Raw genomic sequence first — 22,200 nt, forward strand, 5'->3', positions numbered from 1 at the left:
TGGCGATCGATGCGCCGGCGCAGGACGGGCGTGACGCCGAGGCTCAGCGCCACCAGCAACGCCAGCACGCCGAGCGCTATCGCGGTCAGGGTCGGGCTGTAGTAGTACATGATCGCGGCGAACACGAACATGAACGGAAGATCGATCAGCAACGTGAGCGCCGCGCCGGCCAGGAAGTCGCGGATGGTTTCGACGCCGTGCAGGCGCGCGACCAGCACGCCGGTGGTCCGATGCTCGAAGTAGCGCGCCGGCAGCCGCAACAGATGCTCGAACACGTGCGCACCGAGAACGGAGTCGATGCGCGTTCCGGTATGCAACACCAGATGCTGGCGAATCCACGACAGCGCGGCCGAAAACACTGTCGCCATCGCCAGCACCGCGGCGATGACGAGCAGCGTATTGAGGGTGCGATGCGTGATGACCTTGTCGATGATGACTTGCGTGAGCAGGGGCACGAGCAAAGCGACCAGCTGGATGAAAAGCGCGGCCAGCAGGACGTCGCGCCACACGCTGCGATAGCGCAACAATTCGCGCACGAACCAATGCAAGCCGAATCGCCGCGGCGGCGCATCGATGTCGTGCGCAGCTTCCGCACGTGCCCCATCGGGCTCGGTTCTCAGGGCGTAGCCCGTGTAGAGCGCATTGAAACCCTGCAGGGAGAGGTTCATCGGCTCCGCGGCGCTTTCGCGCACCACGACGTTGTCGTGCTCGATCCGCTCCACGCGCATCAGGCGCAGCACCTCGGGATCGGCACCGGCTCCGGGTATTGCGTGCGGCGGGTCCGAGCCCTGCGGCTGCGAGGCACGTACGAGGGCGAAGCAGGCGGGTCCGCCGCTGCGCATGTCGTGGACGCTGACCTCGTCGAGCTCGGCCCGGGCGCCGATTGCGCGCGCCGCGCTCTGGACTGTGGCGATGTCGTACGGCGGAGGGAACAGCTGCAGGAGCAGCGTCTGCGAGAACGGCAGGCGCAGGTCTCTGCTGATCGCTTCCAGCGACCAGAAAAAGGACTCGGGTGCGATGGCCAGATTCGAAGATATCGGCATCTCGGCGGGCAGCCGCGGAAGTGGGGTCGGTGCAGTGCGGCCGGTGCTCCCTGCGCCGGCGGATATGGCCTTAGCATATCCCCTCGCTCGGTCGCGGACCAGTGCCCCGCCCTATGACCGAAGTGCTAGCCCTTGCGGCGTATAATCCTTCACATGTGCAGCGCAACAGCAACGCCCGTTCCTCCCGCAGGCGGAGAATCGCCCGCGGGGAGTTCCGACTGGGCACAGTTCCTGGCATCGCGGGTACCCGCTCGAACGAGCGCGCCCGTGAGCCCGGCAGCTTCCGAGCTGCAGCACCTGCACTGCGCTTGCGTCGTCTGCGACCTCGCGCAGGGCTACGCTTTGATCGAAGCCCTCGGCCCGGATGCGGCAGCGTTTCTCCACGGCCAATTGAGCAGCGATGTGGCTGCGCTCGGCCCGGAACGCGCCCAGCTCTCCACCTACAACAGCCCCAAGGGCCGCGTACTGGCCACTCTGCTGCTGTGGCGCTCAGCGGAGGGGTTTGTGCTCCAGCTCCCTGCAGCCACGGCGGCAAGCATCGCCAAGCGCCTGTCGATGTTCGTGCTGCGCTCGAAAGTGCGGCTGACGCCAAGCGCGCGTTTCATCCGTCTGGGGTTGACCGGAGCGAGCGCTGCGCAGACCCTGGCGGCGGCAGAAGTCGCCTTGCCGCATACCGATTTCGGTCTCGTGGGCGCCGGCGTGGCGAGCGCAGCGGATGCGCCCGATTGGGTGCTGCGGCTGCCAGGAACGCGTTACGAACTGGTCTTTTCCGACGCTGGGCGCGCCGTCGCGCTATGGCAGCGCCTGTGCTCGGCCGGAGCTCAGGCCGGCAACGGAGCCGCGTGGCAGTGGGCATCGATTCGCAGCGGCATCGCCGACATCGTGGCCGAAACCCAGGATCAGTTCGTGCTCCAGATGCTGAACTACGACCTGCTCGGTGGCGTGAGTTTCAACAAGGGCTGCTATCCCGGGCAGGAAATCGTTGCGCGCACACAGTACCGCGGCGAAACCAAGCGGCGCACCCTGCTGCTGCATGCGCAGACCCAGGACGCACCCGTGCCGGCCCAATCGGTTCATGCCGTACGCTCGCCCGGTCAGCCGATCGGAACTGTGCTCGCTGCGGCCGCGGCCCCCGGGGGCGGTTTCGACGCATTGGCCTGCGTGCACCTCGACCTGGCCGAAAATAGCGAGCTGCGGCTCGGCCGGGTCGACGGCCCTGCGCTGCAGCGGCTCAACCTGCCCTATGCGCTGCCCTATGCACTGCCTGCCGCGCGTTGAGCCATGTGCCTGATCCTTTTTTCGCTCCAGCACCATCGCGGTTATCCAGTCATCATCGCGGCCAATCGTGACGAACGCTACGAACGCCGTAGCGCTGCACTGGGTTTCTGGCCCGATGCGCCGCACGTCGCCGGCGGCCGTGATCTGGAAGCCGGCGGCACCTGGCTCGGCATCACGCGCGCAGGCCGCTGGGCCGCGTTGACCAACTTCCGTCAGCCGGGCAGTCATCGCGGCGATGCGCCTTCGCGTGGCCGGCTGGTGTCGGATTACCTCCTGGGCACCATGGCGCCGGCGCAGTATCTTGCGCGCATCGAACCGAGCGCGCACGCTTACAACGGCTTCAACCTGCTGGTGGGCGACCTTGGCGCGCTCCACTACTTGTCGAATTGCGACGGCGGCGCACGCCGCATCGAACCGGGCGTGCACGGGGTGTCGAACCATTTGCTCAACACGCCGTGGCCGAAGGTCGCGCTGGGCAGAAAGTATCTGCAGAACCTGCCGCTCGAATCATCGGGCGCGATCACCGAGGCGCTGCTGGAGCGGCTGCGCGACGCGACACGGCCCGCGGATGCCGATCTGCCCGACATCGGCATCGGGCCCGACCGCGAACGCGCCCTCTCGCCGCCCTTCATCGAAGCCGAGCACTACGGCACGCGCGCCTCGACCGTGATCGTGGTGAATGCGCAAGGCGAAGTAACGATCCGCGAGCGGCGCTTCGGTCCTTTCGGCACGCCGCTTGGATCGAGTGAGCTCGATTTCCGGCTGGACTCCGGTCACCTTCCCGCATCCGCCGGGTTGCGCCACTCGGCATAAGCGCCTTGGCTGCGTCGACGCGCATCAGCACAAGCACCTGCGCATTTCCACGTGCGCGATGCCTGCCTCCATGAACTCTGCGCCGATCGCTTCGAATCCGGCGCGACGGTAGAAGGCGCTCACGTACGACTGCGCATGCAGCACGGCGAACCGGTCGCCGCGCTCGCGGGCCATCGCAACCAGCCGCTCGAGCAGCGCGCTGCCCACGCCGTCGCGGCGCCAGGACTTCGCCACCGCCATGCGGCCGATGTGGCCGTCGGGGAGCAGCCTGCCCGTGCCGATCGCTTCACCGGCTGCGGTTTCGGCCACCACGTGGCGGCAAGCCGGATCCAGGCCATCCCACTCCAGCGCCTCGGGCACGCCCTGCTCGCGCACGAATACCTCGTAGCGTACGGCGCGCAGCCGAGGGCCGTCCTGCGTCCAGGACACCTCGCGGATCGCGTAGCGTGGCTCGGTCGGCACGGTGCTCATTATAATGAGCCGCAATCAGTGTCCTGAGTCCGAACCTCGCCGCGCAAAAGACCGCAAATGAAATCCCTCTGGTCGGACAGCGAAGCTTCCCATTACCGCACACCGCTTGGCTTGCGGGTCTACAGCTCGCGCCTGCTCGGCCGCGACAAGGGTCTCGTCCTTCATGGCGGCGGCAACACCTCGGTCAAGCTCGCGCAGCGCAGCGTCATGGGCGAGGACGAGGAGGTGCTGTTCGTCAAAGGCAGCGGCTGGGATCTGGAGACGATCGACGAGCCCGGATTCGCGCCGGTGCGGCTCGAGCCTCTGGTTCGGCTGTCGCGGCTTAAGCGGCTGTCGGATACCGAGATGATGAACGCGCTCAACACCCAGCGGCTGCGCGCATCCGCGCCGTCGCCTTCGGTGGAAGCGATCCTGCACGCCATCCTGCCGTTTCGCTACGTCGATCATACGCACGCCGACGCGGTGCTGGCGATCACCAATACGCACGACGGCGCCGCGCGTGTCGCCGAGATCTTCGGCGACGATACGGTCCTCGTTCCCTATGTCATGCCGGGCTTCGATCTTGCCCGCCTGTGCGCGCGCGAATTCCCTCGCCAGCGCCATGCGGGCACGAGCGGCATGATCCTCATGAACCATGGCGTGTTTTCGTTCGCCGACTCGGCCCGCGAGTCGTACGAGCGGATGATCGTGCTGGTGGACCGGGCCGAGCGCTATTTGAAACGCCACAAAGCCTGGTCATTGCCGCCTGCACGGGCGAAACCGCCCCGGCGTAGCTTGCGTGCAGACATTGCCCGGCTGCGGTGCGAATTGTCGGACCGCGCCGGACAGCCGCTGATCGTGTGCACCAGCCAAGCGGCACCGGCACTGGAATTCTGCGGCCGGCCGGACGTGACGGAGCTCGCGGGACAAGGGCCTGCCACGCCCGATCACAGCATCCGGACCAAGCGGGTACCGCTGGTCGGGCGCGACGTCGCCGGCTACGCGAGGGCCTACCGCCGCTACTTCGAAAGCCACGAGCGCAAGGCCGCCGAGCCGAAGTCGATGCTCGATCCCGCACCGCGCATCGTGCTCGATCCCGAGCTCGGTTTGTGCGCGGCCGGCCGCAGCGGCAAGGACGCCGCGATTGCGCTCGAGATCTACCAGCACACGATCGAGGTGATCCTGCGCGCTACGGCATTGCACGGCTACAAGGCGCTCTCGGCGCGCGAGGTGTTCGAGGTCGAATACTGGGACCTGGAACAGGCCAAGCTCAAACTTGCGGGCAAGCCGCCGGAGCTCGCCGGGGAAGTCGCGCTGGTAACCGGCGCTGCCTCCGGCATCGGCCGCGCGTGCGTCGACGCGCTGCTCGCGCGCGGGGCCGCGGTAGTCGCGCTGGACCGCAACGAGACCGTCGCAACGATATTGCAGCGGCCCGATTTCCTCGGCCTGACGTGTGATGTCACCTCGAAAGACGCTGTGGAAGCTGCGCTCGAATCCGCCGTGCGCCGCTTCGGCGGCATCGACATCGCGGTGCTCAACGCCGGCATCTTTCCGCTCGGGACGCCGGTTGCCGATGCGTCGCTGGATGCATGGCGAGAAGCCATGGCGGTCAACGTGGAAGCGAACGTGACGCTGTTGCGCGCCTGTCACCCGCTGCTCCAGCTCGCTTCCCGCGGCGGACGCGTGGTTGCGATCGGATCGAAGAACGTCGCGGCACCGGGCATCGGCGCAGCCGCCTACTCGGCGTCGAAAGCGGCGTTGACCCAGCTCGCCCGCGTCTGCGCGCTGGAGTGGGGACGCGACGGGATTCGCGTCAACACGGTGCATCCCGACGCGGTGTTCGATACCGCACTTTGGAGCGACGACGTGCTCGAGGCGCGGGCCCGCCACTACGGCCTGACGGTCGAGCAGTACAAGACGCGCAATGTGTTGCGCACCGAGATCAAAAGTCGCGACGTGGCCGAGCTCGTGTGCGCGCTGTGCGGCGCCGCGTTCGCTCGCACGACCGGCGCGCAGATACCGATCGACGGCGGCAACGAGCGCATCATCTGACATGGCCGCCGCTGCCGTCGAAACGCTACGCTGGGCGGGAGAGCGGCTGGAGCTCATCGATCAGCGGCTGTTGCCGCAGCGGGTTGAATACCGGGCCTGTCACGACGCGTCCGAAGTGGCCGAGGCGATCCGCAACCTGGTCGTGCGCGGTGCGCCCGCGATCGGCTGTGCAGCGGCCTACGGCATCGCTCTGGCTGCTTTGCGCGCCGGCGCGATGCACCAGCCCCTGTCGAGCGCCTTGCCGCTAGCATTCGAGTTGCTGGCCGCGAGCCGTCCGACCGCGGTGAACCTGTTCTGGGCGCTCGCGCGGATGCGCCGCTGCTGGGAGGCGCGCGCGATCGAGCCGGACGCCTCGGTGGCGGCCCATCTGGTGGCGGAAGCGCGCGCGATCCACACCGAGGATGTCGCCACCAACCAGCGGCTCGGACGCCTCGGCGCGGAACTGCTGCCTGCGAGCTGCCGCGTGCTGACCCACTGCAACGCGGGCGCGCTGGCCACCGCCGGATACGGCACCGCACTGGGCGTGATCCGCGCGGCGGTCGCGGCCGGGAAGCACGTGGAAGTGATCGCCGACGAGACCCGCCCCGTCCTGCAAGGCGCTCGTCTGACCGCCTGGGAGCTGCAGCAGGAACGCATCCCGGTGACGCTGATTGCGGACGGCGCGGCCGGCTATCTCATGAGCCGCGGCGAGATCGATGCCGTCATCGTCGGCGCGGACCGGGTGGCCGCCAACGGCGATGTGGCGAACAAGGTGGGAACCTACATGGTTGCGACGGCTGCGCACCGTCACGGCATACCGTTCTACGTTGCGTGTCCGGTATCGACGCTGGACATTTCGCTTGCGTCCGGTGCCGACATCCCGATCGAAGAGCGCGCGCCGGCCGAAGTGCTCGGGTTCAACGGAGCGTCCTGGTCTCCCGCGGGCGTGGCCGTGCGCAATCCGGCGTTCGACGTGACGCCGGCCGAGCTCGTGACCGCGCTCATCACCGAGCGCGGGGTGGCGAGAGCGCCATACCTGGATGCGATTCGGAAGCTGGTCGGCCTCGCGGGAGTCAGATGGTAAGACCGCCGCTCACTTCGAGGACTGCGCCGTTGATGTAGCTGGCTTCGTCCGAGGCCAGAAAGGCGTACGCATTGGCGATTTCTTCGGGCTTGCCCAGGCGCCCGAGCGGCACCTTGTGCTCGAGGGCGTCGATCACCTTGTCCGGGATGCTGTCGATGATCGGGGTGCTGATGAAGCCCGGACAAACCGCGTTCGCCCGGATGCCGCGTTTGCCCAGCTCCCGCGCCCAGGTCTTCACCAGGCCGATCACGCCGAACTTGCTGGCGGCGTAGTTGGTCTGGCCAAAATTGCCGTACAGGCCGACGATGGATGATGCATTCAAGATCACGCCCGACTGCTGTTCGAGCATGATGTCGACCACCGCCTTGGTGCAGTTGTAGGTGCCTTTGAGATTGATGTCGATGACCCGGTCGAATTGCTCATCGGTCATATTCTTCAACTGCGCATCGGCCACGATCCCGGCGTTATTGACCAGGATGTCGATACGGCCGTAGCGCTCGTGCAGCGCCGCGACCATGGCCTGGATGCTGGGCTTGTCGGTGACGTCGACTCGAAACGCCGTCGCCTCGCCGTCACGGCGTTGGATGGTGCGCGCGGTTTCGATCGCCGATTGCTCGTCGATATCGCAGACCGCGACGCGTGCCCCTTCCTGGGCGAACTTGATCGCCGTGGCCTGGCCGATGCCGCGCCCTGCCCCCGTGATAATCGCCACCTTGTTGGTCAATCGCATGATTTCGTCACCTGGCCGTTCTGATGCGCCGCAACTCTAGCCGATCTGCCCGCGTCGCACAATACAAAAGTCCCCTCAAAGGCAAGCACTAATCAGCAAATTTCCGGCCAGTATGCTGCACTGCATTCCAGCTCTCGATTGCGCGATGCGAAATGAGCCGGCCAGGTCAGCCGATGTGAACGGGCGTGCGCGGCGGCACGAGCTCGAACAGCTCGACGATATCGGCGTTGCGCATGCGGATGCAGCCGATCGAGCCCGGCATACCCATGGCGGCCGTGTCCGGGCTGCCGTGGATGTAGATGTGGCGTCGCATGGTATCCACGTTGCCGAGGCGATTGAATCCCGGCTCGCAACCGGACAGCCACAGAATCCGCGTCAGGATCCAGTCCCTGCCGGGAAACTTCGCCGCGAGGGCCGGCGAGTAGATCTCTCCGGTCGGGCGTCGGCCCAAGAACACCGTGTCGATGGCCGCACCCTGGCCGATCTTCGCCCGCACGATGTGGCGTCCGCGCGGTGTGCAATTGCTCCCCGAGCGTTCGCCCGCGCCATTGCGGGCTGTCGACACCGCGTATTGCCGCACGCAGCGCTCACCGTCGAGCAACCGCAGTGATTGATGTTCCAGGCTGACCTCGATCCTCATCGGCGGCTCGCGAAGAAACGCTGCAGCAGGCCGGCAGCCTCCTCGGCAAGGAGGCCGCCGGCCACGGTAGCGTGGTGGTTCAGACGCGGGTCGGCAAAGAGATCCGTCACGCTGCCGCATGCGCCGGTCTTCGGGTCGCGCGCAGCGTAGACGAGGCGCGCAATGCGTGCATGCTGAATGGCGCCGGCGCACATCACGCAAGGCTCGAGCGTGACGTATAGCGAACAACCGGGGAGCCGGTAATTCCCGAGCTGTTGGGCCGCGTCGCGCAACGCCGTCATTTCGGCGTGCGCACTCGGGTCGCGAGCTCCGATCGGTGCATTGAAACCGCGCCCCACCACGTCGTCGCCGCGCACGACCACGGCGCCCACGGGAACTTCGCCCCGGCGGGCTGCTTCCTCGGCGAGATCGAGGGCCATCCGCATGAAGTCTTCGTCGCTCATCGAGCAAGCATACTGCGATGTCGGGTTTGGATTACTCTGGGCGCTTCGCCATGACGAAGAACACCGACCCCAGACCGGACAAGGCGGCCAGCAGGGTGAAGCCGACGCGATAGTTTCCGGTCCAGTCGGCGAACAGGCCGGCCAGGATGACGACGAATGCGCCGTAGAACCCGGTCAGAGTCTCGATCCGGCTGAGCAGCATGAAGCCGATGCCGAACAGGACGATGCCCGCCCGAACGATGTCGCGCGCGCCGAAGCGATCGACCATCCAGCCGAGCACCGGACCGAGCACTGCCGTCTCGGTGGATTTCATCGCCGCCGCGCCGGCGAGCGCGGTCTTGCTCCAGCCGCGCTCGTCGACCAGAACCGCGAGATATGCGCCGAAGGCCTGATTGAGCAGCAGGCTCTGCAGGAACTGCAGCGCGCCGCCGGCTCCGACGATGCGCCAGCCGTAGAAGATCTTCATGGGATGCCGCGAGGATAGCGCAGGCGCCGCGCACATGCAGCACTGATCGCACTTCTCGCCGCGCGGTGCCCCGCAGCGTTCGATACGACGTTACTTACAGCGCGCTTACGTCGCGGCGAGCCGGCTTGCGTCCGCCATCCGGAATCGGACGGCGATTCGGCTCAGGCGCTGAGCTTGGGATTCTCGTACATGTTGAACCAGACCAGCGCGGCCAGGATCAAGCGGTCGTTGGTGCTCGGCTCGACGAAGAACACGCCATGGCGGTAGTGAGCCGTGTCGGCGGCCTGATCGGCGGTTTTGATCTGGGCGCGAAGCGCGAGCGATACGGGAACGTCGTGCACCACGACGTCGAAGGCGACTTCGACCGAATCGCCCGTTGCGCCCAAGGGGCTATCGCACACGAGCAGCGCGCCCGTGCTGCCGATATTGTCGATCGTCACCTGGACCGCCTCGGCGCCTTGCGCGAGCTGCACCCGAGCCGGAAGTCCCAGGCGAAAGCGCGGCGAGCTGCGCACGTCGACGCCGTCGATCCGATCGGGAAACGACAGGTGAAGATAGTCACACGGCTTGACGGTGCCGCGAAGCGCGCTGCAGCTGAATGCGAACGCGCTGCGGCCGGTGAACGCGCGCACGACGACGCACTCGCCGGCGTGCAGGTACAACCGGCCCGCCGGCGTTTGCGGGATGGTGAGGATCAAGCTTTGGCCCTCGACCCATCCCACGACCTTGGCCGACACGCGCCCGGCGCCGACTTGGGCCGGCGGCTCGACCTGGACCCGGTCGCCGACCTTCAAGCGCATGTCGCGGAACTGCCATGACGGCTTGGCGGACGGTGCAGCGGTGGCGGTTGCCGGGTCGGGCGGCGCTTCGTCGATCGTAGTGGTCATGGCACGGTCAACGGCAGCCGCGCGCCAGACTTGAGCACCGCCCGGTTGCCGGACTGCAGCGTGCGTCCTGCTTGCGCCGCAGCGCGGCTCCGACACGCCGCCTGGCCGCGAGTTTCCGCGCTGAGCTACCCCTGGGCGTGGCGCGCTGCTGCGACCGCGCGTGCCGCCAGCACCGCCACGCAGTGCGCCCGGTATTGCGCGCTCGCATGGATGTCGCTGTTGAGACCGTCGTGAGCAACGGCGAGACGCTCGATTGCCGCAGGATGGAAGTTGCCGCCGAGCGCGCGTTCGGCGTCCTCCAATCTGAACACGCGCGGCGCTGCGCCCGTCACGGCGACACGCACGCACTCGGCGAGCTTCGATACGAACACCCCGGCCAATGCGAACCGCGATGCCGGCTGCGGATACTTGCAATAGCCCGCCGCCTGCGGGATCGGAAAGCGTACCGCGGTGATGATCTCGCCGGGCTCGAGCGCCGTCTCGAACAGTCCCAGGAAGAAATCGTCCGCGCCGATCTCGCGCCGGTTCGTGATAACGAGCGCATCCAGGCCGAGCAGCGCTGCCGGATAGTCCGCGGCCGGGTCGGCGTTGGCGATGGAGCCGCCGATCGTGCCGCGATTGCGCACCAGCGGATCGCCGATGCCTTCGGCGAGCACTGCCAGCGCCGGTATGGCGCCGGCAACCTCGGCGGATGCGGCAACCTCGGCATGCGCGGTCATCGCGCCGATGAGAAGCGTCGTGCCCGAGCGCCGGATGCCTCGCAAAGCGTCGAGACCAGACAGGTCCACGATCCCCGGATAGCGAGCCAGACGCATCTTGAGCGACGGGATCAGGCTCATGCCTCCGGCGAGGAGCTTGTAATCGTCGTGCGCGCCGACGATCGCCGCGGCGGCGTCGAGGTCCGATGGTCTGTGATAGGAGAAATCGTACATGTCTGCCGCAGAATCAGGCGCGCTTCATCGCGCGGGCACCGGCCTGGATCGCTCTGACGATGTTGTGATAACCGGTGCAACGGCAGATGTTGCCCTCGAGTTGGCTGCGCACGGTGTGCTCGTCCAGATCGTTGCCCTTGCGCCGAACCATGTCGAGCCCGGACATGATCATCCCCGGTGTACAGAATCCGCACTGCAGCCCGTGATGCTCGTGGAAGGCCTGCTGCATCGGGTGCAACCGGCCTTCGGCCGCAACGCCTTCGATCGTCGTCACCGTCACGCCTTCGCACGACAACGCAAGCACGGCGCACGATTTCACGCCTTTTCCGTTCAGGTGCACCGTGCAGCAGCCGCACTGGCTCGTGTCGCAGCCGACGTGCGTACCGGTGAGCCCGAGGTGCTCGCGCAGGAGTTGCACGAGCAGCGTGCGCCCTTCCACCTCGGCGCTGACGGGCCGGCCGTTTACCGTGAGGGATACCGTTGGCACGCGCTTGTCTCCTGCGCCACGCTACTGCACCTTGATGTTGCCGGCCTTGACCACCCGGGTCCAGCTTGCGATGTCGCGCCCGATGATCCGCGCGAAATCCGCCGGTGACGAACCCACCGCCTCCATGCCATCGGTGCGAAGGCGTTCCTGCATTTCCGGCTGCTGCAGAATACGCACGAGCGCCTGGTTCAATTGCGAGACGACCTGGTTCGGCGTACCCGCTGGCGCCCACATGCCGAACCAGAACTCCGAGGCGTAACCGGGCAACACCTCGCCGATTGCCGGCAGATCGGGCAATGCCGGCGAACGCTTCGGGGTGGTGACGGCCAGACCGCGCAGTCGGCCCGCCCGGATATGCCCGGCCGACGAGGGCCCCGAGCCGAAGAACATCTGAATCTGCCCGCCGAGCAAATCGACCAGCACAGGTCCGGCGCCCTTATACGGCACGTGCACCATTTCGGTCTTCGACATCTGCCGGAACATCTCGGCAGTCAGGTGCGAAAAGCTTCCCGTGCCGGACGATCCGAACGCGATGGAGCCCGGTTTGGCGCGCGCGTCGTTTGCAGCCGTTGTTCTATTCTTGTGGCAGGCTAGCATCGCGCGGAGAGAGCGGTCAAGCGCGCACCGCGAATCGACGTACCGAACGTCATGGTCCGGCGCTCGGATTCGGCCTGGATCATTCGCGCCTGCTCCTGCACGCGACGCGGGTCGATTTCGCGCGAGGCATTTCTGCCCGACGTGGCGCAAAATACCGCTTCGCGCATTTCCTGGAATGTCCATGCCCTTCGATACCAACGCCTCCGGTGTATACGTCATCGCGGCAACGCCGTTTCATTCCGACGGACGCATCGACCATGATTCGGCGGATCGGCTGACAGATTTCTATCTCGAAGCGGGCGCCAGCGGCTTGACCGTGCTGGGCGTCATGGGCGAAGCGCCCAAGCTCGACGCCGACGAATCGGTCGCGCTGGTGCGCAGAGTCGTTCGGCGGGCCGGGAAAACGCCCGTCGTGGTCGGAGTCACCTCACCTGGCTTTGCTCCGATGCGCGCACTGGCGCGTAACGCCATGGAGGCGGGCGCCGCCGGGGTCATGATCGCCCCTCCCGCCACATTGCGCAGCGACGATCAGGTGGTTTCCTATTTCGCACAGGCGCGCGAAGCGATCGGCGAGGACGCTGGAAACGGCGGGATTTTCGTCGACTTCGAGCTGGAGCGTGGCGCCGACGGCGCCATGACGGGCTACGCGTTTCCGGACATGCTGACCGAATTGGTTGCGCTGTCGGCCGCGGGTGAGCGCGACCGGGCGCACGATCTGTTCGACGCACACCTTCCGCTGCTGCGCTACGAGCAGCAACCGGGCGTTGGCTTGGCCGTGCGCAAATACCTTTTGCACAAGCGGGGCGTCATTGCATCTCAAGCGCAACGAAAACCTGCAACCGCATTGAGCGAGGCCGCGCGCGCCGAGGTCGATTACCTGCTTGCGCGCCTCGCTCGCCGCGATGGCCGGGCGTGCTTGGCCTAGTCCGCGAGGATCGAAACCGGCCATCCTCGAGGCTGCCAACTCATGCGATTATGCAAACATGCGGTCGTCAATCCGACGCAGCAAAGCAAGCACGCGTTTCGCGCCCACGCGTGTTTCCAGCTGCGCAAGCGGCGTATCGAAGCTCAGCGCCCGGTTCTGATGCTTCAACCATTCCAGCCCCCGTGCTCTATCTCCGAAAAGCCGCTGTGCCTGCTCCAGAACGTGAGAGATCCGCAGCAGGTGCCTCGTCTGAGAGCGGGAGAAACCGGCGGCGGCGGTTCGCCGATCCAAGGGCCGCACCGCCATTCCGAGTGACTCGGCCAGCTCGGCGAGCTCCAGGGGAGTAATCGTCATGATCGGATCCGGTTCAGTTGGGGCGGGCTCTTGCCGTCGAGTCCGATCCACATGGAGGCCGACCGGATGGATCGCAAGCTGGCGACGGTGAGCGTAAGCGCCGACTTGCGCTCGGTCTGTTCGCTAGCACACCCTGAAAGGCAGCTGTCCTGGTAACTTGGCCGATGCGAGCACCCGTGCCAGCGCTCTACGGACACCCTGTGTGCATCGGTTACTCGCATCGATCGAAGCAACAACTGAAACGGACGCTGACTTGAAGCCAATCTTTCATGAAGCCCGGCGGATTTGGCGGCGGTGGCAACTGCGTCTGCTCCAACCTGCGGGGCTGGTTCGGCCCGCCGCGCAAGAACCGGCACCCTTGCGCGCCGAGCTGTACAGCAGCGAGCAGATGCAGGGTCATGCCAGGGCCCTCGCCGCGGAACACACCGTAGGCCAGGAACGCGCATCGGATCGCTTGCTCGCCCGCTTATCCGATAACGAGCGCGCACTTGCCCGCGCCTGCGCCCTGCTCACCGACGCGGTGGCCCGAAAGACCCGTATCTCCCCTGCCGGCGAATGGCTGCTCGACAACTTCTTTCTGGTCGAGGAGCAGATCCGGACTGCGCGGACCCATTTGCCCAAAGCCTATAGCCGCCGGTTGCCCCGCTTGGCCGAAGGACCTCTGGCGGGTAGACCGCGCGTGTACGCCATCGCCTTGGACACCATTTCGCATGGCGATGGACGGGTGGACGCGAACGGCCTCTCCAGCTTCGTAGGCGCCTATCAGAGCGTCACCCCGCTGCAGCTGGGCGAGCTGTGGGCCATACCGATCATGCTGCGCCTGTCACTGATCGAGAACTTGCGCCGAGTCGCGACGCGGATCGCTGACGGTTTGATCGAGCGCAATCGCGCCGCTCAGTGGGCGGACCAGATGACCACGGTCGCCGAGAACGACCCCAAGAGCCTCATCCTCTCCACTGCGGACATGGCGCGCTCGGGGCTGCCCATGGCGAGCTCGTTCGTTGCCGAGTTCGCCCGCCGGCTGCAAGGGCAAAGCCCTGCATTGACGCTGCCGCTGACGTGGATCGAGCAGGTCCTCGCCGAGTCCGGCTCGACCATCGCCCAGTCCATCCAGTCCGAGAACCAGCAGCAGGCTGCCGATCAGATCTCCATTAGCAACAGCATCGGGAGCCTTCGATTCCTGTCTGCCATGGATTGGCGCGAGTTCGTCGAGACGATGAGCGTGGTCGAGCATAGGTTGCGCGAGGACCCGGCCCATGTCTACAGCAGCATGGACTTCGCGACACGCGATCGCTATCGCCACGTGATCGAGCAGTTGGCCCGGGCCAGTGGCCGCGGCGAGCGGGAGGTCGCGCACAAGGCCATCGAACTGGCGCAGGCGGGCGCCGCTCGAAACGGCCGCGACGATCGCGAGGCCCATGTCGGGTACTACCTGATCGACCAGGGTCTGCCTGGTCTGGAGCAAGCGCTGCCGCTGCATCACACTCTGCGGGACGTCGCCGCACGCCAGTGGCGGCGTCACCCGCTTTCCTGCTACCTGGGGTCGATCGCGCTGCTGACGGCAGGTCTGGGTTGCGCATTCATCGCCCAAGGGCACGCATACGGGCTGCGCGGGACCATGCTGGTCGTGGTCGGCGCGGTGTCGCTGCTGTGCGCGAGCCACATCGGCATCGCGCTGGTCAACTGGATGGTCACGTTGCTCGCGGCCCCGCGCTCGCTCGCCCGCATGGATTGCACGGGACCTATTGCGCCGGAAGCGCGCACGCTGGTCGCGATTCCAACCCTGCTCACAAGCGCCGCAGCGATCTCGGAGGTGGTCGAGGCGCTGGAGATCCGCTTCCTTGCCAACCGCGACGACAACCTGCACTTCGCCCTGCTGACCGATTTTCGCGATGCACTCGATGCGTCGGCGCCCGACGACGAGGCGCTGCTGCAACTCGTCCGTGAGGGCATCGACCGGCTCAACGCCAGGTATCCACGAAGTCCAGGCACGAGCTTCTTCCTGTTTCATCGGCCGCGTCGATGGAATGCACGAGAGCGTCTCTGGATGGGGTACGAGCGAAAGCGCGGCAAGCTCTCCGAGCTCAACGCCTTTCTGCGTGGCGGCCCGCGCGATCGTTTCTCGCTCGTACTCGGCGACACGAGCGTGCTCGGCAACGTCAAGTACGTGATCACGCTCGACAGCGACACCCAGCTTCCCCGCGATTCGGCGCGCAAGTTCATTGCCACGATGTCCCATCCGCTGAACCGCCCCCGCTACGACGAGCGCGCGGGGCGCGTGACCCAGGGCTATGGCGTCTTGCAGCCGCGCGTGGCCACGAGCCCCGGAACGAACCGCACACGCTACGCGCGCATGGCCACGGCCGAATCCGGCATCGATCCCTATACGCGTGCGATCTCGGATGTCTACCAGGATCTGTTCGGCGAGGGTTCGTTCATCGGCAAGGGCATCTACGAAGTCGATGCCTTCGAGCACGCCCTGGCGCGCCGGCTGCCGGAGAATCGGATTCTGAGCCATGACCTGCTCGAAGGCTGCTATATACGCTCGGGCCTGCTGAGCGACGTGCAGTTGTTCGAACGAGCCCCGGGCCGCTACAGCGCCGACGTTGTCCGCCGCCATCGCTGGATCCGCGGCGACTGGCAGATCGCGCGCTGGCTGTTTCCGCGACTGCCCGGGCCGGGTTCGGAAGCCCTGGCCAACCCGTTGTCGCCACTGTCGAGATGGAAAATCTTCGACAATCTGCGTCGCAGCCTGATACCGGTCGCGTTGATGCTGTTCCTGCTTCTGGGCTGGACATGGCTCGCGCCCGCCTGGCTGTGGACCGCTGCGATGCTCGGGATCGTCGCCATCCCGACGCTTGCCGCGGCAGTGGTGGGCGCCACGCGCAAGCCGGACGACATTCGGCACGCGACGCATTTCGCTGCCGCCTCGCGCGCGGCCGCAGGCCAGCTTTCGGAGGTCATGTTCGCGCTCGCCTGCTTGCCCTACGAGGCATACGTCAGCATCCATGCCATCGCAACCACGGCATGGCGGATGCTCGTCACGCGGCGCGGATTGCTGGACTGGACCACGTCCAGCGAGTCCGAACGGGTCGCGGACGCGAGCCTGCGCGCAAGCTGGCGCGCGATGTGGTTCGCCCCTTCGCTTGCGGCTGCGAGCGCGATTCATCTGGCCGTCTTCGCTCCGGCAAGCCTCGCTGCCGCAACCCCGATCCTTCTACTATGGTTCCTGTCACCGGCGATCGCCTGGTGGCTGAGCGCTCCGGTTCCGGTGCGGGCCGCCAGATTGAGCGCCCAGCAAACCGACTTTCTGCGCAGATCGGCCCGCAGAACCTGGGACTTCTTCGAGACCTTCGTCACCGCCCAGGACCACTGGCTGCCTCCCGACAACTACCAGGAGCATCCCGCCAGCGCAGTCGCTCACCGCACCTCGCCCACCAACATGGGGCTCGCGCTTCTCGCCAATCTGGCGGCGCGCGACTTCGGCTATATCTCGAGCGCTCGCCTGATCGAGCGCACGGCGCGGGCGATCGATACCATGGCAGCGCTCGAACGGCACCGCGGCCATTTTTACAACTGGTACGACACCGAGACACTGCGGCCGCTGTCGCCGCATTACGTCTCGACTGTCGACGGCGGCAATCTTGCCGGCCATCTCATGACCTTGCAGGCAGGCCTTCTGCAACTGCCGGACGAGCGCATCCTGTCGCCGCGCCTGCTACCTGGCTTGATCGACACCTTCCGGATCCTCGCCCTCGCAATGCCGGGCGATGAAACGGCGAGGCTGCAGCCGTTGCAAGACGAGCTGGATACCGCGGACAACGCGGCTGCGGATGCGCTTGCGTCGACTCGACCGCAGCTGGAGCATTTGGCGCAATCGGCTTGCGCACTGGCCTCGGAAATGGATGTCGACGCCGACTCCGAAGCACAGCGCTGGGCGCTTGCGCTTTGCCGGCAATGCCGGGATGTCTGCGACGACCTCGCGCACCTCGCACCATGGACACAATTGGCGCCCGCCCCTGCCGGCCTGGATGCGGGCCTTGCGCTGCCGGTGAATCCGACGCTGCGCGAGCTCGCACGCCTCGACTCCGATGTGTTGCCGCATGTGCGACAACGCCTCGCCTCGACTGCCGGCGCCGACGAGCGTCGATGGCTCGCCGATCTTTGCGCGCTGCTGGAGCTCGGCAGCGAGCGCGCACGAGCGCGCGTTGTCGAGCTGGAGAGGCTCGCGCGCGAAGCAAGCCGGCTTGCCGACATGGACTACCGTTTCCTGTTCGACCCCGCGCGCAAGCTGCTCTCCATCGGCTACAACGCCGTCGAGCACCGACGCGATGCAAGCTTCTACGACCTGCTGGCTTCCGAGGCCAGGCTGAGCGTCTTTGTCGGGATCGCTCGCGGCGCGCTGCCGCAGGATAGCTGGTTTGCGCTCGGGCGCCAGCTGGTCAACCTCGACGGCGAGACGGCGCTCGTATCGTGGAGCGGCTCGATGTTCGAATACCTGATGCCGCTGCTGGTGATGCCGAGCTACGAGCACACGCTGCTCGACCAGACCTGTCGCGCCGCGGTCGCTCAACAGATTGCCTATGGCGCCAAGCGGGGAGTGCCGTGGGGTATCTCGGAATCCGGCTACAACGCGGTCGACGTGCACCTCACCTACCAGTACCGCGCCTTCGGCGTGCCGGGGCTCGGCATGAAACGCGGCCTCGCGGAGGACCTTGTCGTCGCGCCGTATGCATCCGCCCTCGCGCTCATGGTGGCTCCCGAGCAAGCATGCGCGAATCTGCAACGCCTTGCTGACGAAGGCCTCGAAGGCCCATACGGTTTCTACGAGGCGGTCGACTATACGCCGTCCCGGCTGCCACGCGGACTATCCAGCATCGTGGTTCGATCCTTCATGGCCCATCACAGCGGCATGAGCCTGCTCGCGCTTGCGCACGTGCTGCTCGGCGCACCGATGCAGAAACGCTTCGGCTCCGATCCGCTGTTCCGCGCAACCGCGCTGTTGCTGCAGGAACGGATTCCCACCGCGGCCGGATCGCTTTCGATCGCGATGGAGCTGTCGGATGCGCAGGTGGATCACTCGCAGCCCGAATCCCCCGTGCGCGTGCTGGTCAACCCGAACTCCGCGCTGCCGGAAGTCCAGTTGCTGTCCAACGGCCGCTACCATGTCATGGTCACCCACGCCGGCGGCAGCTACAGCCGCTGGAACGACATTGCGGTGACCCGTTGGCGCGAAGACGGTACCTGCGACAACTGGGGCACCTTCTTCTACCTGCGCGACGTGGCCAGCGGCGCGCTGTGGTCCGCGGCTCACCAGCCCGTGCGCGCCAGCGCCGAACGCTACGAAGCGATCTTTTCGGAGGGTCGCGCCGAGTTCCGACGCCATGACCAGGACATCGAGACCTACAGCGAAATCGCCGTCTCGCCCGAGGACGATATCGAGCTGCGCCGCATCACTCTGATCAACCGGTCGCGTACCCGCAGGACAATCGAGCTCACGAGTTATTCGGAAGTGGTATTGGCTCTAGCGTCGGCGGATGCGTTGCACCCGATGTTCAGCAATCTGTTCGTTCAGACCGAGATCGTGAGCGAGCGCCAGGCGATACTGTGCACCCGGCGGCCGCGCTCCGAAGATGAGCCCGCGCTTTGGATGTTCCATCTGCTCGCTACGCATGGCACGCAAGTGGCGGATATCTCCTACGAGACCGACCGTGCACGTTTCATCGGCCGTGGCCAGACCACGGCCGATCCCCAGGCGGCACGAAGCGACACGGCGCTGTCCGGAGCCGAAGGTTCCGTGCTCGATCCGATCGTCGCGATACGCTGCCGCGTGACGCTCGAGCCCGAGCAGGAGGCGACCCTCGACTTCGTCCTGGGCGTGGGCGATTCACGCGCGGCGTGCCTGACGCTCGCCGAGAAGTATCACGATCGGCCAATGGCGGACCGGGTGTTCGACATGGCGTGGACCCATGCACAGGTCGTGCTGCGCCAGATCAATGCGACCGAAGCGGACGCGCAACTGTACTCGCGGCTGGCGGCCGCCGTGCTGTACCACAACCCTGTGCTGCGCGCCGATTCGGCGCTGGTCCTGCGCAACAACCGCGGCCAATCCGACCTGTGGGGCTATTCCATCTCGGGCGACCTGCCGATCGTGCTGTTGCAGATCTCGGATCCGGCCAACATCGATCTGGTGCGCCAGCTGGTGCGCGCGCATGCCTACTGGCGGCTGAAGGGGCTGACGGCGGATCTGGTCATCTGGAACGAGGATCACACCGGCTACCGCCAGGTCCTCAACGATCAGATCATGGGATTGATGGCCTCGGGTCTCGAGGCCAATCTGATGGATCGTCCCGGCGGCGTATTCGTGCGCCAAGGCGAACAGATCGCCCCGGACGACCGCGTGCTGCTGCAGACGGTCGCACGAGCCATCGTCACCGATGCGCGCGGCACCCTGGCCGCCCAGATCGGCCGCCGCGGGCCGGTCGAATTGGCGGTGCCTCGTCTCAAACCGGTTCGCGCCCAACCCGACCAGGCCGCGGCGGTGGCTCATTCGCCGCGCACGGACCTCATCTTCCATAACGGCCTGGGCGGCTTTACCCCCGACGGCCGCGAATACGTGAGCACGACCACCCGCGAGCAGAGGACGCCGGCGCCCTGGTGCAATGTCCTGGCCAATGCTTTCTTCGGCAGCGTGATCTCGGAAAGCGGCAGCGCCTACACCTGGAGCGAGAACGCGCACGAGATGCGACTCACGCCTTGGCACAACGATCCGACCACGGATGCGAGCGGCGAGGCGTTCTATCTGCGCGACGAGGAAAGCGGCCATTTCTGGTCGCCGACGCCCTTGCCCGCGCCTGGAGCCGGGCCTTACACCGCGCGTCACGGTTTCGGCTACAGCGTGTTCGAACATACCGAGGCAGGTATCCGCTCCGAGGTCTGGACCTACGTCGACCGGGAAGCTGCAGTCAAGTTTCTGGTGGTCAAGCTGCGCAACGAATCGGACCGGCCGCGGCGGCTGTCGGGCGCTGCCTACGTGGAATGGGTGCTCGGTGATCTGCGTCCGAAGACGGCGATGCACGTCGTTACCGAGATCGACGCCGATACCGGCGCCTTGTTCGCACGCAACCCGTACAGCACGGAGTTTCCCGACCGGGTGGGTTTTCTCGACGTCGACGACGCGACGCGCGGTTTCACCGGCGATCGAACCGAATTCATCGGGCGCAACGGCACGCTCCAGTCGCCCGCGGCCATGGGCCGGACGCGGCTTTCGGGCAAGGTCGGCGCCACTCTGGATCCGTGCGGTGCACTGCAAGTGGCGATCGGCTTGTCCCCGGGGAGCGAACGCGAACTGGTCGTAATGATCGGTGCGGGGAAAAACGCAAACGATGCGCGGGAGCTGGTGCGCCGGTTCCGCGGCAGCAAGGCGGCACGTGCAGCGCTCGATCGGGTTTGGCAGTACTGGAACGAGACCCTGGGCGCCTTGCACGTGGAGACGCCCGATCCTTCCATCAACGTGATGGCCAACGGCTGGTTGCTCTATCAGACCCTTGCGTGCCGGCTCTGGGCTCGCAGCGGGTATTACCAGTCGGGCGGCGCATACGGTTTTCGCGATCAATTGCAGGACACCATGGCGCTCGTCCACGCCGAGCCGGGGCTCGTGCGCGAGCATCTGCTCTTGTGCGCAAGCCGGCAGTTCAAGGAAGGCGACGTACAGCACTGGTGGCATCCGCCCATGGGCCGTGGTGTGCGCACGCGTTGCTCGGACGACTATCTATGGCTGCCGCTGGTCGCCTGCCGCTACGTCCTCGCAACGGGCGACCGCGGCGTGCTCGACGAGTCGATCCCGCTGCTCGAAGGCCGCGCCGTCAATCCCGACGCGGATTCCTACTATGATCTGCCGCAATCGGCCGGAGAATCCGACAGCCTTTACGGGCACTGCGCGCGCGCCATCGTGCATGGCCTGCGCTTCGGCGAGCACGGCCTGCCGCTGATGGGCTCGGGCGACTGGAACGACGGCATGAACATGGTCGGCCTGCATGGCCGGGGCGAGAGCGTTTGGCTGGCGTTTTTCCTGCACGAGGTGCTCATACGCTTCGCTGATGTGGCCCGAATGCGCGGTGACGACGCGATGGTGGAGCGCTGCGCAGCCGAGGCCGCCCGGCTTGGCCGGAACATCGAGGCGAATGCCTGGGACGGACAGTGGTACCGGCGCGCCTACTTCGACGACGGCACGCCGCTCGGGGCGGCAGGCGACTCCGAATGCCAGATCGATTCCATCGCCCAAAGCTGGTCGGTGTTATCGGCGGCGGGCTCTCCCCGGCGCGCGCAGATGGCCATGGACTCCCTGGACCGGCGCCTGGTGCGCAGGGACCACGGTCTCATCCAGCTGCTCGATCCGCCCTTCGACAAATCCGCGTTGAATCCGGGCTACATCAAGGGTTACGTCCCCGGCGTGCGCGAGAATGGCGGCCAGTACACGCACGCCGCGATCTGGGCTGCGATGGCGTTCGCGGCGCTGGGCGACGCTCGCCGCGCCTGGGAGCTCACCGGGATGATCAACCCCGTCAGTCATGCGGGCTCCGCGGACGGCCTTGCCACCTACAAGGTCGAGCCCTATGTCATGGCGGCGGACGTCTATGCCGTTGCACCTCATACCGGCCGCGGCGGCTGGACCTGGTACACGGGTTCGGCGGGCTGGATGTATCGGCTGATCGTCGAGTCGCTGCTCGGGGTTACGCGTGAGGGCGAGAGCCTGCGTTTGGCTCCCTGTCTGCCCGCCCAGTGGAGCTCCTACAAATTGCATTATCGCTACCGGCGTAGCGTCTATCACATTGACGTGACCCAGGGCGACGCCGAATCCATCCCCGCATTGAAGATCGACGGCGTCGAACGCCAGGATCAGGTCATTCCGCTGCTCGACGACGCCCGTGAGCATTGGGTCGAGCTCGCGGTCGGCCGGCGCGCCGTCTCGCCAGCGGCGCCGGAGCTGGTCCAGTGAGCCTTGCACGGATCGCCACGTCGGGCTCGTGTTCTCGAGCGC

The 22,200-nt window shown here is 66.4% G+C and carries 17 protein-coding genes; 6 read left to right on the top strand and 11 right to left on the bottom strand.

Annotation, left to right across the window (positions count from 1 at the left end):
* Nucleotides 1-1,043: peptidase domain-containing ABC transporter (locus tag GEV05_20235; protein MPZ45674.1), on the bottom strand; the 1,043-nt coding region annotated here is incomplete at its 3' end.
* Nucleotides 1,044-1,196: 153 nt separating this feature from the next.
* Here GEV05_20235 and GEV05_20240 point away from each other — a divergent pair.
* Nucleotides 1,197-2,321, top strand: a complete 1,125-nt coding sequence (locus tag GEV05_20240) for a folate-binding protein (GenBank protein ID MPZ45675.1) — start codon at nucleotides 1,197-1,199, stop codon at nucleotides 2,319-2,321.
* A gap of 3 nt (nucleotides 2,322-2,324) precedes the next feature.
* Nucleotides 2,325-3,134: a hypothetical protein gene (locus GEV05_20245; GenBank protein ID MPZ45676.1), complete on the top strand. Its 810-nt coding sequence runs from the start codon at nucleotides 2,325-2,327 to the stop codon at nucleotides 3,132-3,134.
* Between the two features lie 24 nt (nucleotides 3,135-3,158).
* Here GEV05_20245 and GEV05_20250 read toward each other — a convergent pair whose 3' ends face one another.
* Nucleotides 3,159-3,605, bottom strand: a complete 447-nt coding sequence (locus GEV05_20250) for a GNAT family N-acetyltransferase (GenBank protein MPZ45677.1) — start codon at nucleotides 3,603-3,605, stop codon at nucleotides 3,159-3,161.
* Between the two features lie 57 nt (nucleotides 3,606-3,662).
* On the opposite strand from GEV05_20250, the gene GEV05_20255 reads away from it, so the two are divergent.
* On the top strand, nucleotides 3,663-5,636 hold the full coding sequence (locus GEV05_20255) for a bifunctional aldolase/short-chain dehydrogenase (GenBank protein ID MPZ45678.1): 1,974 nt from the start codon (nucleotides 3,663-3,665) through the stop codon (nucleotides 5,634-5,636).
* A 1-nt stretch (nucleotide 5,637) separates the two neighbouring features.
* Complete coding sequence (mtnA, locus tag GEV05_20260) at nucleotides 5,638-6,699, top strand: S-methyl-5-thioribose-1-phosphate isomerase (GenBank protein ID MPZ45679.1); 1,062 nt, start codon at nucleotides 5,638-5,640, stop codon at nucleotides 6,697-6,699.
* Here mtnA and fabG read toward each other — a convergent pair.
* The 8 genes from fabG to GEV05_20300 form a co-directional block, all read right to left on the bottom strand.
* The gene (gene fabG, locus GEV05_20265) at nucleotides 6,689-7,429 is read right to left on the bottom strand and encodes a 3-oxoacyl-ACP reductase FabG (GenBank protein MPZ45680.1); all 741 of its coding nucleotides are present in this window, start codon (nucleotides 7,427-7,429) and stop codon (nucleotides 6,689-6,691) included. The two genes, mtnA and fabG, sit on opposite strands and share 11 nt — an antisense overlap.
* 166 nt (nucleotides 7,430-7,595) lie before the next feature.
* Nucleotides 7,596-8,069, bottom strand: a complete 474-nt coding sequence (locus GEV05_20270) for a L,D-transpeptidase family protein (protein MPZ45681.1) — start codon at nucleotides 8,067-8,069, stop codon at nucleotides 7,596-7,598.
* Complete coding sequence (gene tadA, locus GEV05_20275) at nucleotides 8,066-8,512, bottom strand: tRNA adenosine(34) deaminase TadA (GenBank protein MPZ45682.1); 447 nt, start codon at nucleotides 8,510-8,512, stop codon at nucleotides 8,066-8,068. Before tadA ends, GEV05_20270 begins: the two co-directional genes overlap by 4 nt.
* Nucleotides 8,513-8,543: 31 nt before the next feature.
* Nucleotides 8,544-8,978 (bottom strand): hypothetical protein, encoded by a 435-nt coding sequence (locus GEV05_20280; GenBank protein ID MPZ45683.1) that lies wholly within the window; start codon nucleotides 8,976-8,978, stop codon nucleotides 8,544-8,546.
* A 161-nt stretch (nucleotides 8,979-9,139) separates the two neighbouring features.
* A complete protein-coding gene (locus GEV05_20285) occupies nucleotides 9,140-9,865 on the bottom strand; it encodes a hypothetical protein (protein ID MPZ45684.1) in 726 nt (241 codons plus the stop codon).
* Nucleotides 9,866-9,990: 125 nt separating this feature from the next.
* Entirely contained in the window at nucleotides 9,991-10,797 is an 807-nt protein-coding gene (locus GEV05_20290; GenBank protein MPZ45685.1) for a carbon monoxide dehydrogenase, read from the bottom strand.
* Between the two features lie 13 nt (nucleotides 10,798-10,810).
* Nucleotides 10,811-11,284 carry a 2Fe-2S iron-sulfur cluster binding domain-containing protein gene (locus GEV05_20295; GenBank protein MPZ45686.1) on the bottom strand — a complete coding sequence of 158 codons (474 nt, stop codon included), beginning with the start codon at nucleotides 11,282-11,284 and terminating at the stop codon, nucleotides 10,811-10,813.
* Between the two features lie 21 nt (nucleotides 11,285-11,305).
* Entirely contained in the window at nucleotides 11,306-12,100 is a 795-nt protein-coding gene (locus GEV05_20300; protein MPZ45687.1) for a hypothetical protein, read from the bottom strand.
* Between GEV05_20300 and GEV05_20305 the strand changes: the two genes are divergently transcribed.
* Nucleotides 12,063-12,806: a dihydrodipicolinate synthase family protein gene (locus GEV05_20305; GenBank protein MPZ45688.1), complete on the top strand. Its 744-nt coding sequence runs from the start codon at nucleotides 12,063-12,065 to the stop codon at nucleotides 12,804-12,806. The two genes, GEV05_20300 and GEV05_20305, sit on opposite strands and share 38 nt — an antisense overlap.
* A gap of 48 nt (nucleotides 12,807-12,854) precedes the next feature.
* On the opposite strand, the gene GEV05_20310 is transcribed toward GEV05_20305, so the two are convergent.
* On the bottom strand, nucleotides 12,855-13,160 hold the full coding sequence (locus GEV05_20310) for a DUF2384 domain-containing protein (GenBank protein MPZ45689.1): 306 nt from the start codon (nucleotides 13,158-13,160) through the stop codon (nucleotides 12,855-12,857).
* 388 nt (nucleotides 13,161-13,548) lie between these two features.
* Between GEV05_20310 and GEV05_20315 the strand changes: the two genes are divergently transcribed.
* Nucleotides 13,549-22,158, top strand: coding sequence for a cyclic beta 1-2 glucan synthetase (locus GEV05_20315; protein MPZ45690.1), 8,610 nt, complete (start codon nucleotides 13,549-13,551; stop codon nucleotides 22,156-22,158).
* Nucleotides 22,159-22,200: the final 42 nt, after the last annotated feature.

The organism is Betaproteobacteria bacterium (assembly GCA_009377585.1).
Classification (GTDB): Bacteria; Pseudomonadota; Gammaproteobacteria; order Burkholderiales; family WYBJ01; genus WYBJ01.

Bases quoted from the DNA above. Each gene is read 5' to 3' on its own strand.
- GEV05_20305 (MPZ45688.1), top strand. From the start codon at position 12,063: ATGCCCTTCGATACCAACGCCTCCGGTGTATACGTCATCGCGGCAACG.
- GEV05_20315 (MPZ45690.1), top strand. From the start codon at position 13,549: ATGCAGGGTCATGCCAGGGCCCTCGCCGCGGAACACACCGTAGGCCAG.
- GEV05_20270 (MPZ45681.1), bottom strand. From the start codon at position 8,069: ATGAGGATCGAGGTCAGCCTGGAACATCAATCACTGCGGTTGCTCGAC.
- tadA (MPZ45682.1), bottom strand. From the start codon at position 8,512: ATGAGCGACGAAGACTTCATGCGGATGGCCCTCGATCTCGCCGAGGAA.
- GEV05_20285 (MPZ45684.1), bottom strand. From the start codon at position 9,865: ATGACCACTACGATCGACGAAGCGCCGCCCGACCCGGCAACCGCCACC.
- fabG (MPZ45680.1), bottom strand. From the start codon at position 7,429: ATGCGATTGACCAACAAGGTGGCGATTATCACGGGGGCAGGGCGCGGC.
- GEV05_20240 (MPZ45675.1), top strand. From the start codon at position 1,197: ATGTGCAGCGCAACAGCAACGCCCGTTCCTCCCGCAGGCGGAGAATCG.
- GEV05_20300 (MPZ45687.1), bottom strand. From the start codon at position 12,100: ATGACGTATACACCGGAGGCGTTGGTATCGAAGGGCATGGACATTCCA.
- GEV05_20255 (MPZ45678.1), top strand. From the start codon at position 3,663: ATGAAATCCCTCTGGTCGGACAGCGAAGCTTCCCATTACCGCACACCG.
- GEV05_20290 (MPZ45685.1), bottom strand. From the start codon at position 10,797: ATGTACGATTTCTCCTATCACAGACCATCGGACCTCGACGCCGCCGCG.
- mtnA (MPZ45679.1), top strand. From the start codon at position 5,638: ATGGCCGCCGCTGCCGTCGAAACGCTACGCTGGGCGGGAGAGCGGCTG.
- GEV05_20245 (MPZ45676.1), top strand. From the start codon at position 2,325: ATGTGCCTGATCCTTTTTTCGCTCCAGCACCATCGCGGTTATCCAGTC.
- GEV05_20280 (MPZ45683.1), bottom strand. From the start codon at position 8,978: ATGAAGATCTTCTACGGCTGGCGCATCGTCGGAGCCGGCGGCGCGCTG.
- GEV05_20310 (MPZ45689.1), bottom strand. From the start codon at position 13,160: ATGACGATTACTCCCCTGGAGCTCGCCGAGCTGGCCGAGTCACTCGGA.
- GEV05_20250 (MPZ45677.1), bottom strand. From the start codon at position 3,605: ATGAGCACCGTGCCGACCGAGCCACGCTACGCGATCCGCGAGGTGTCC.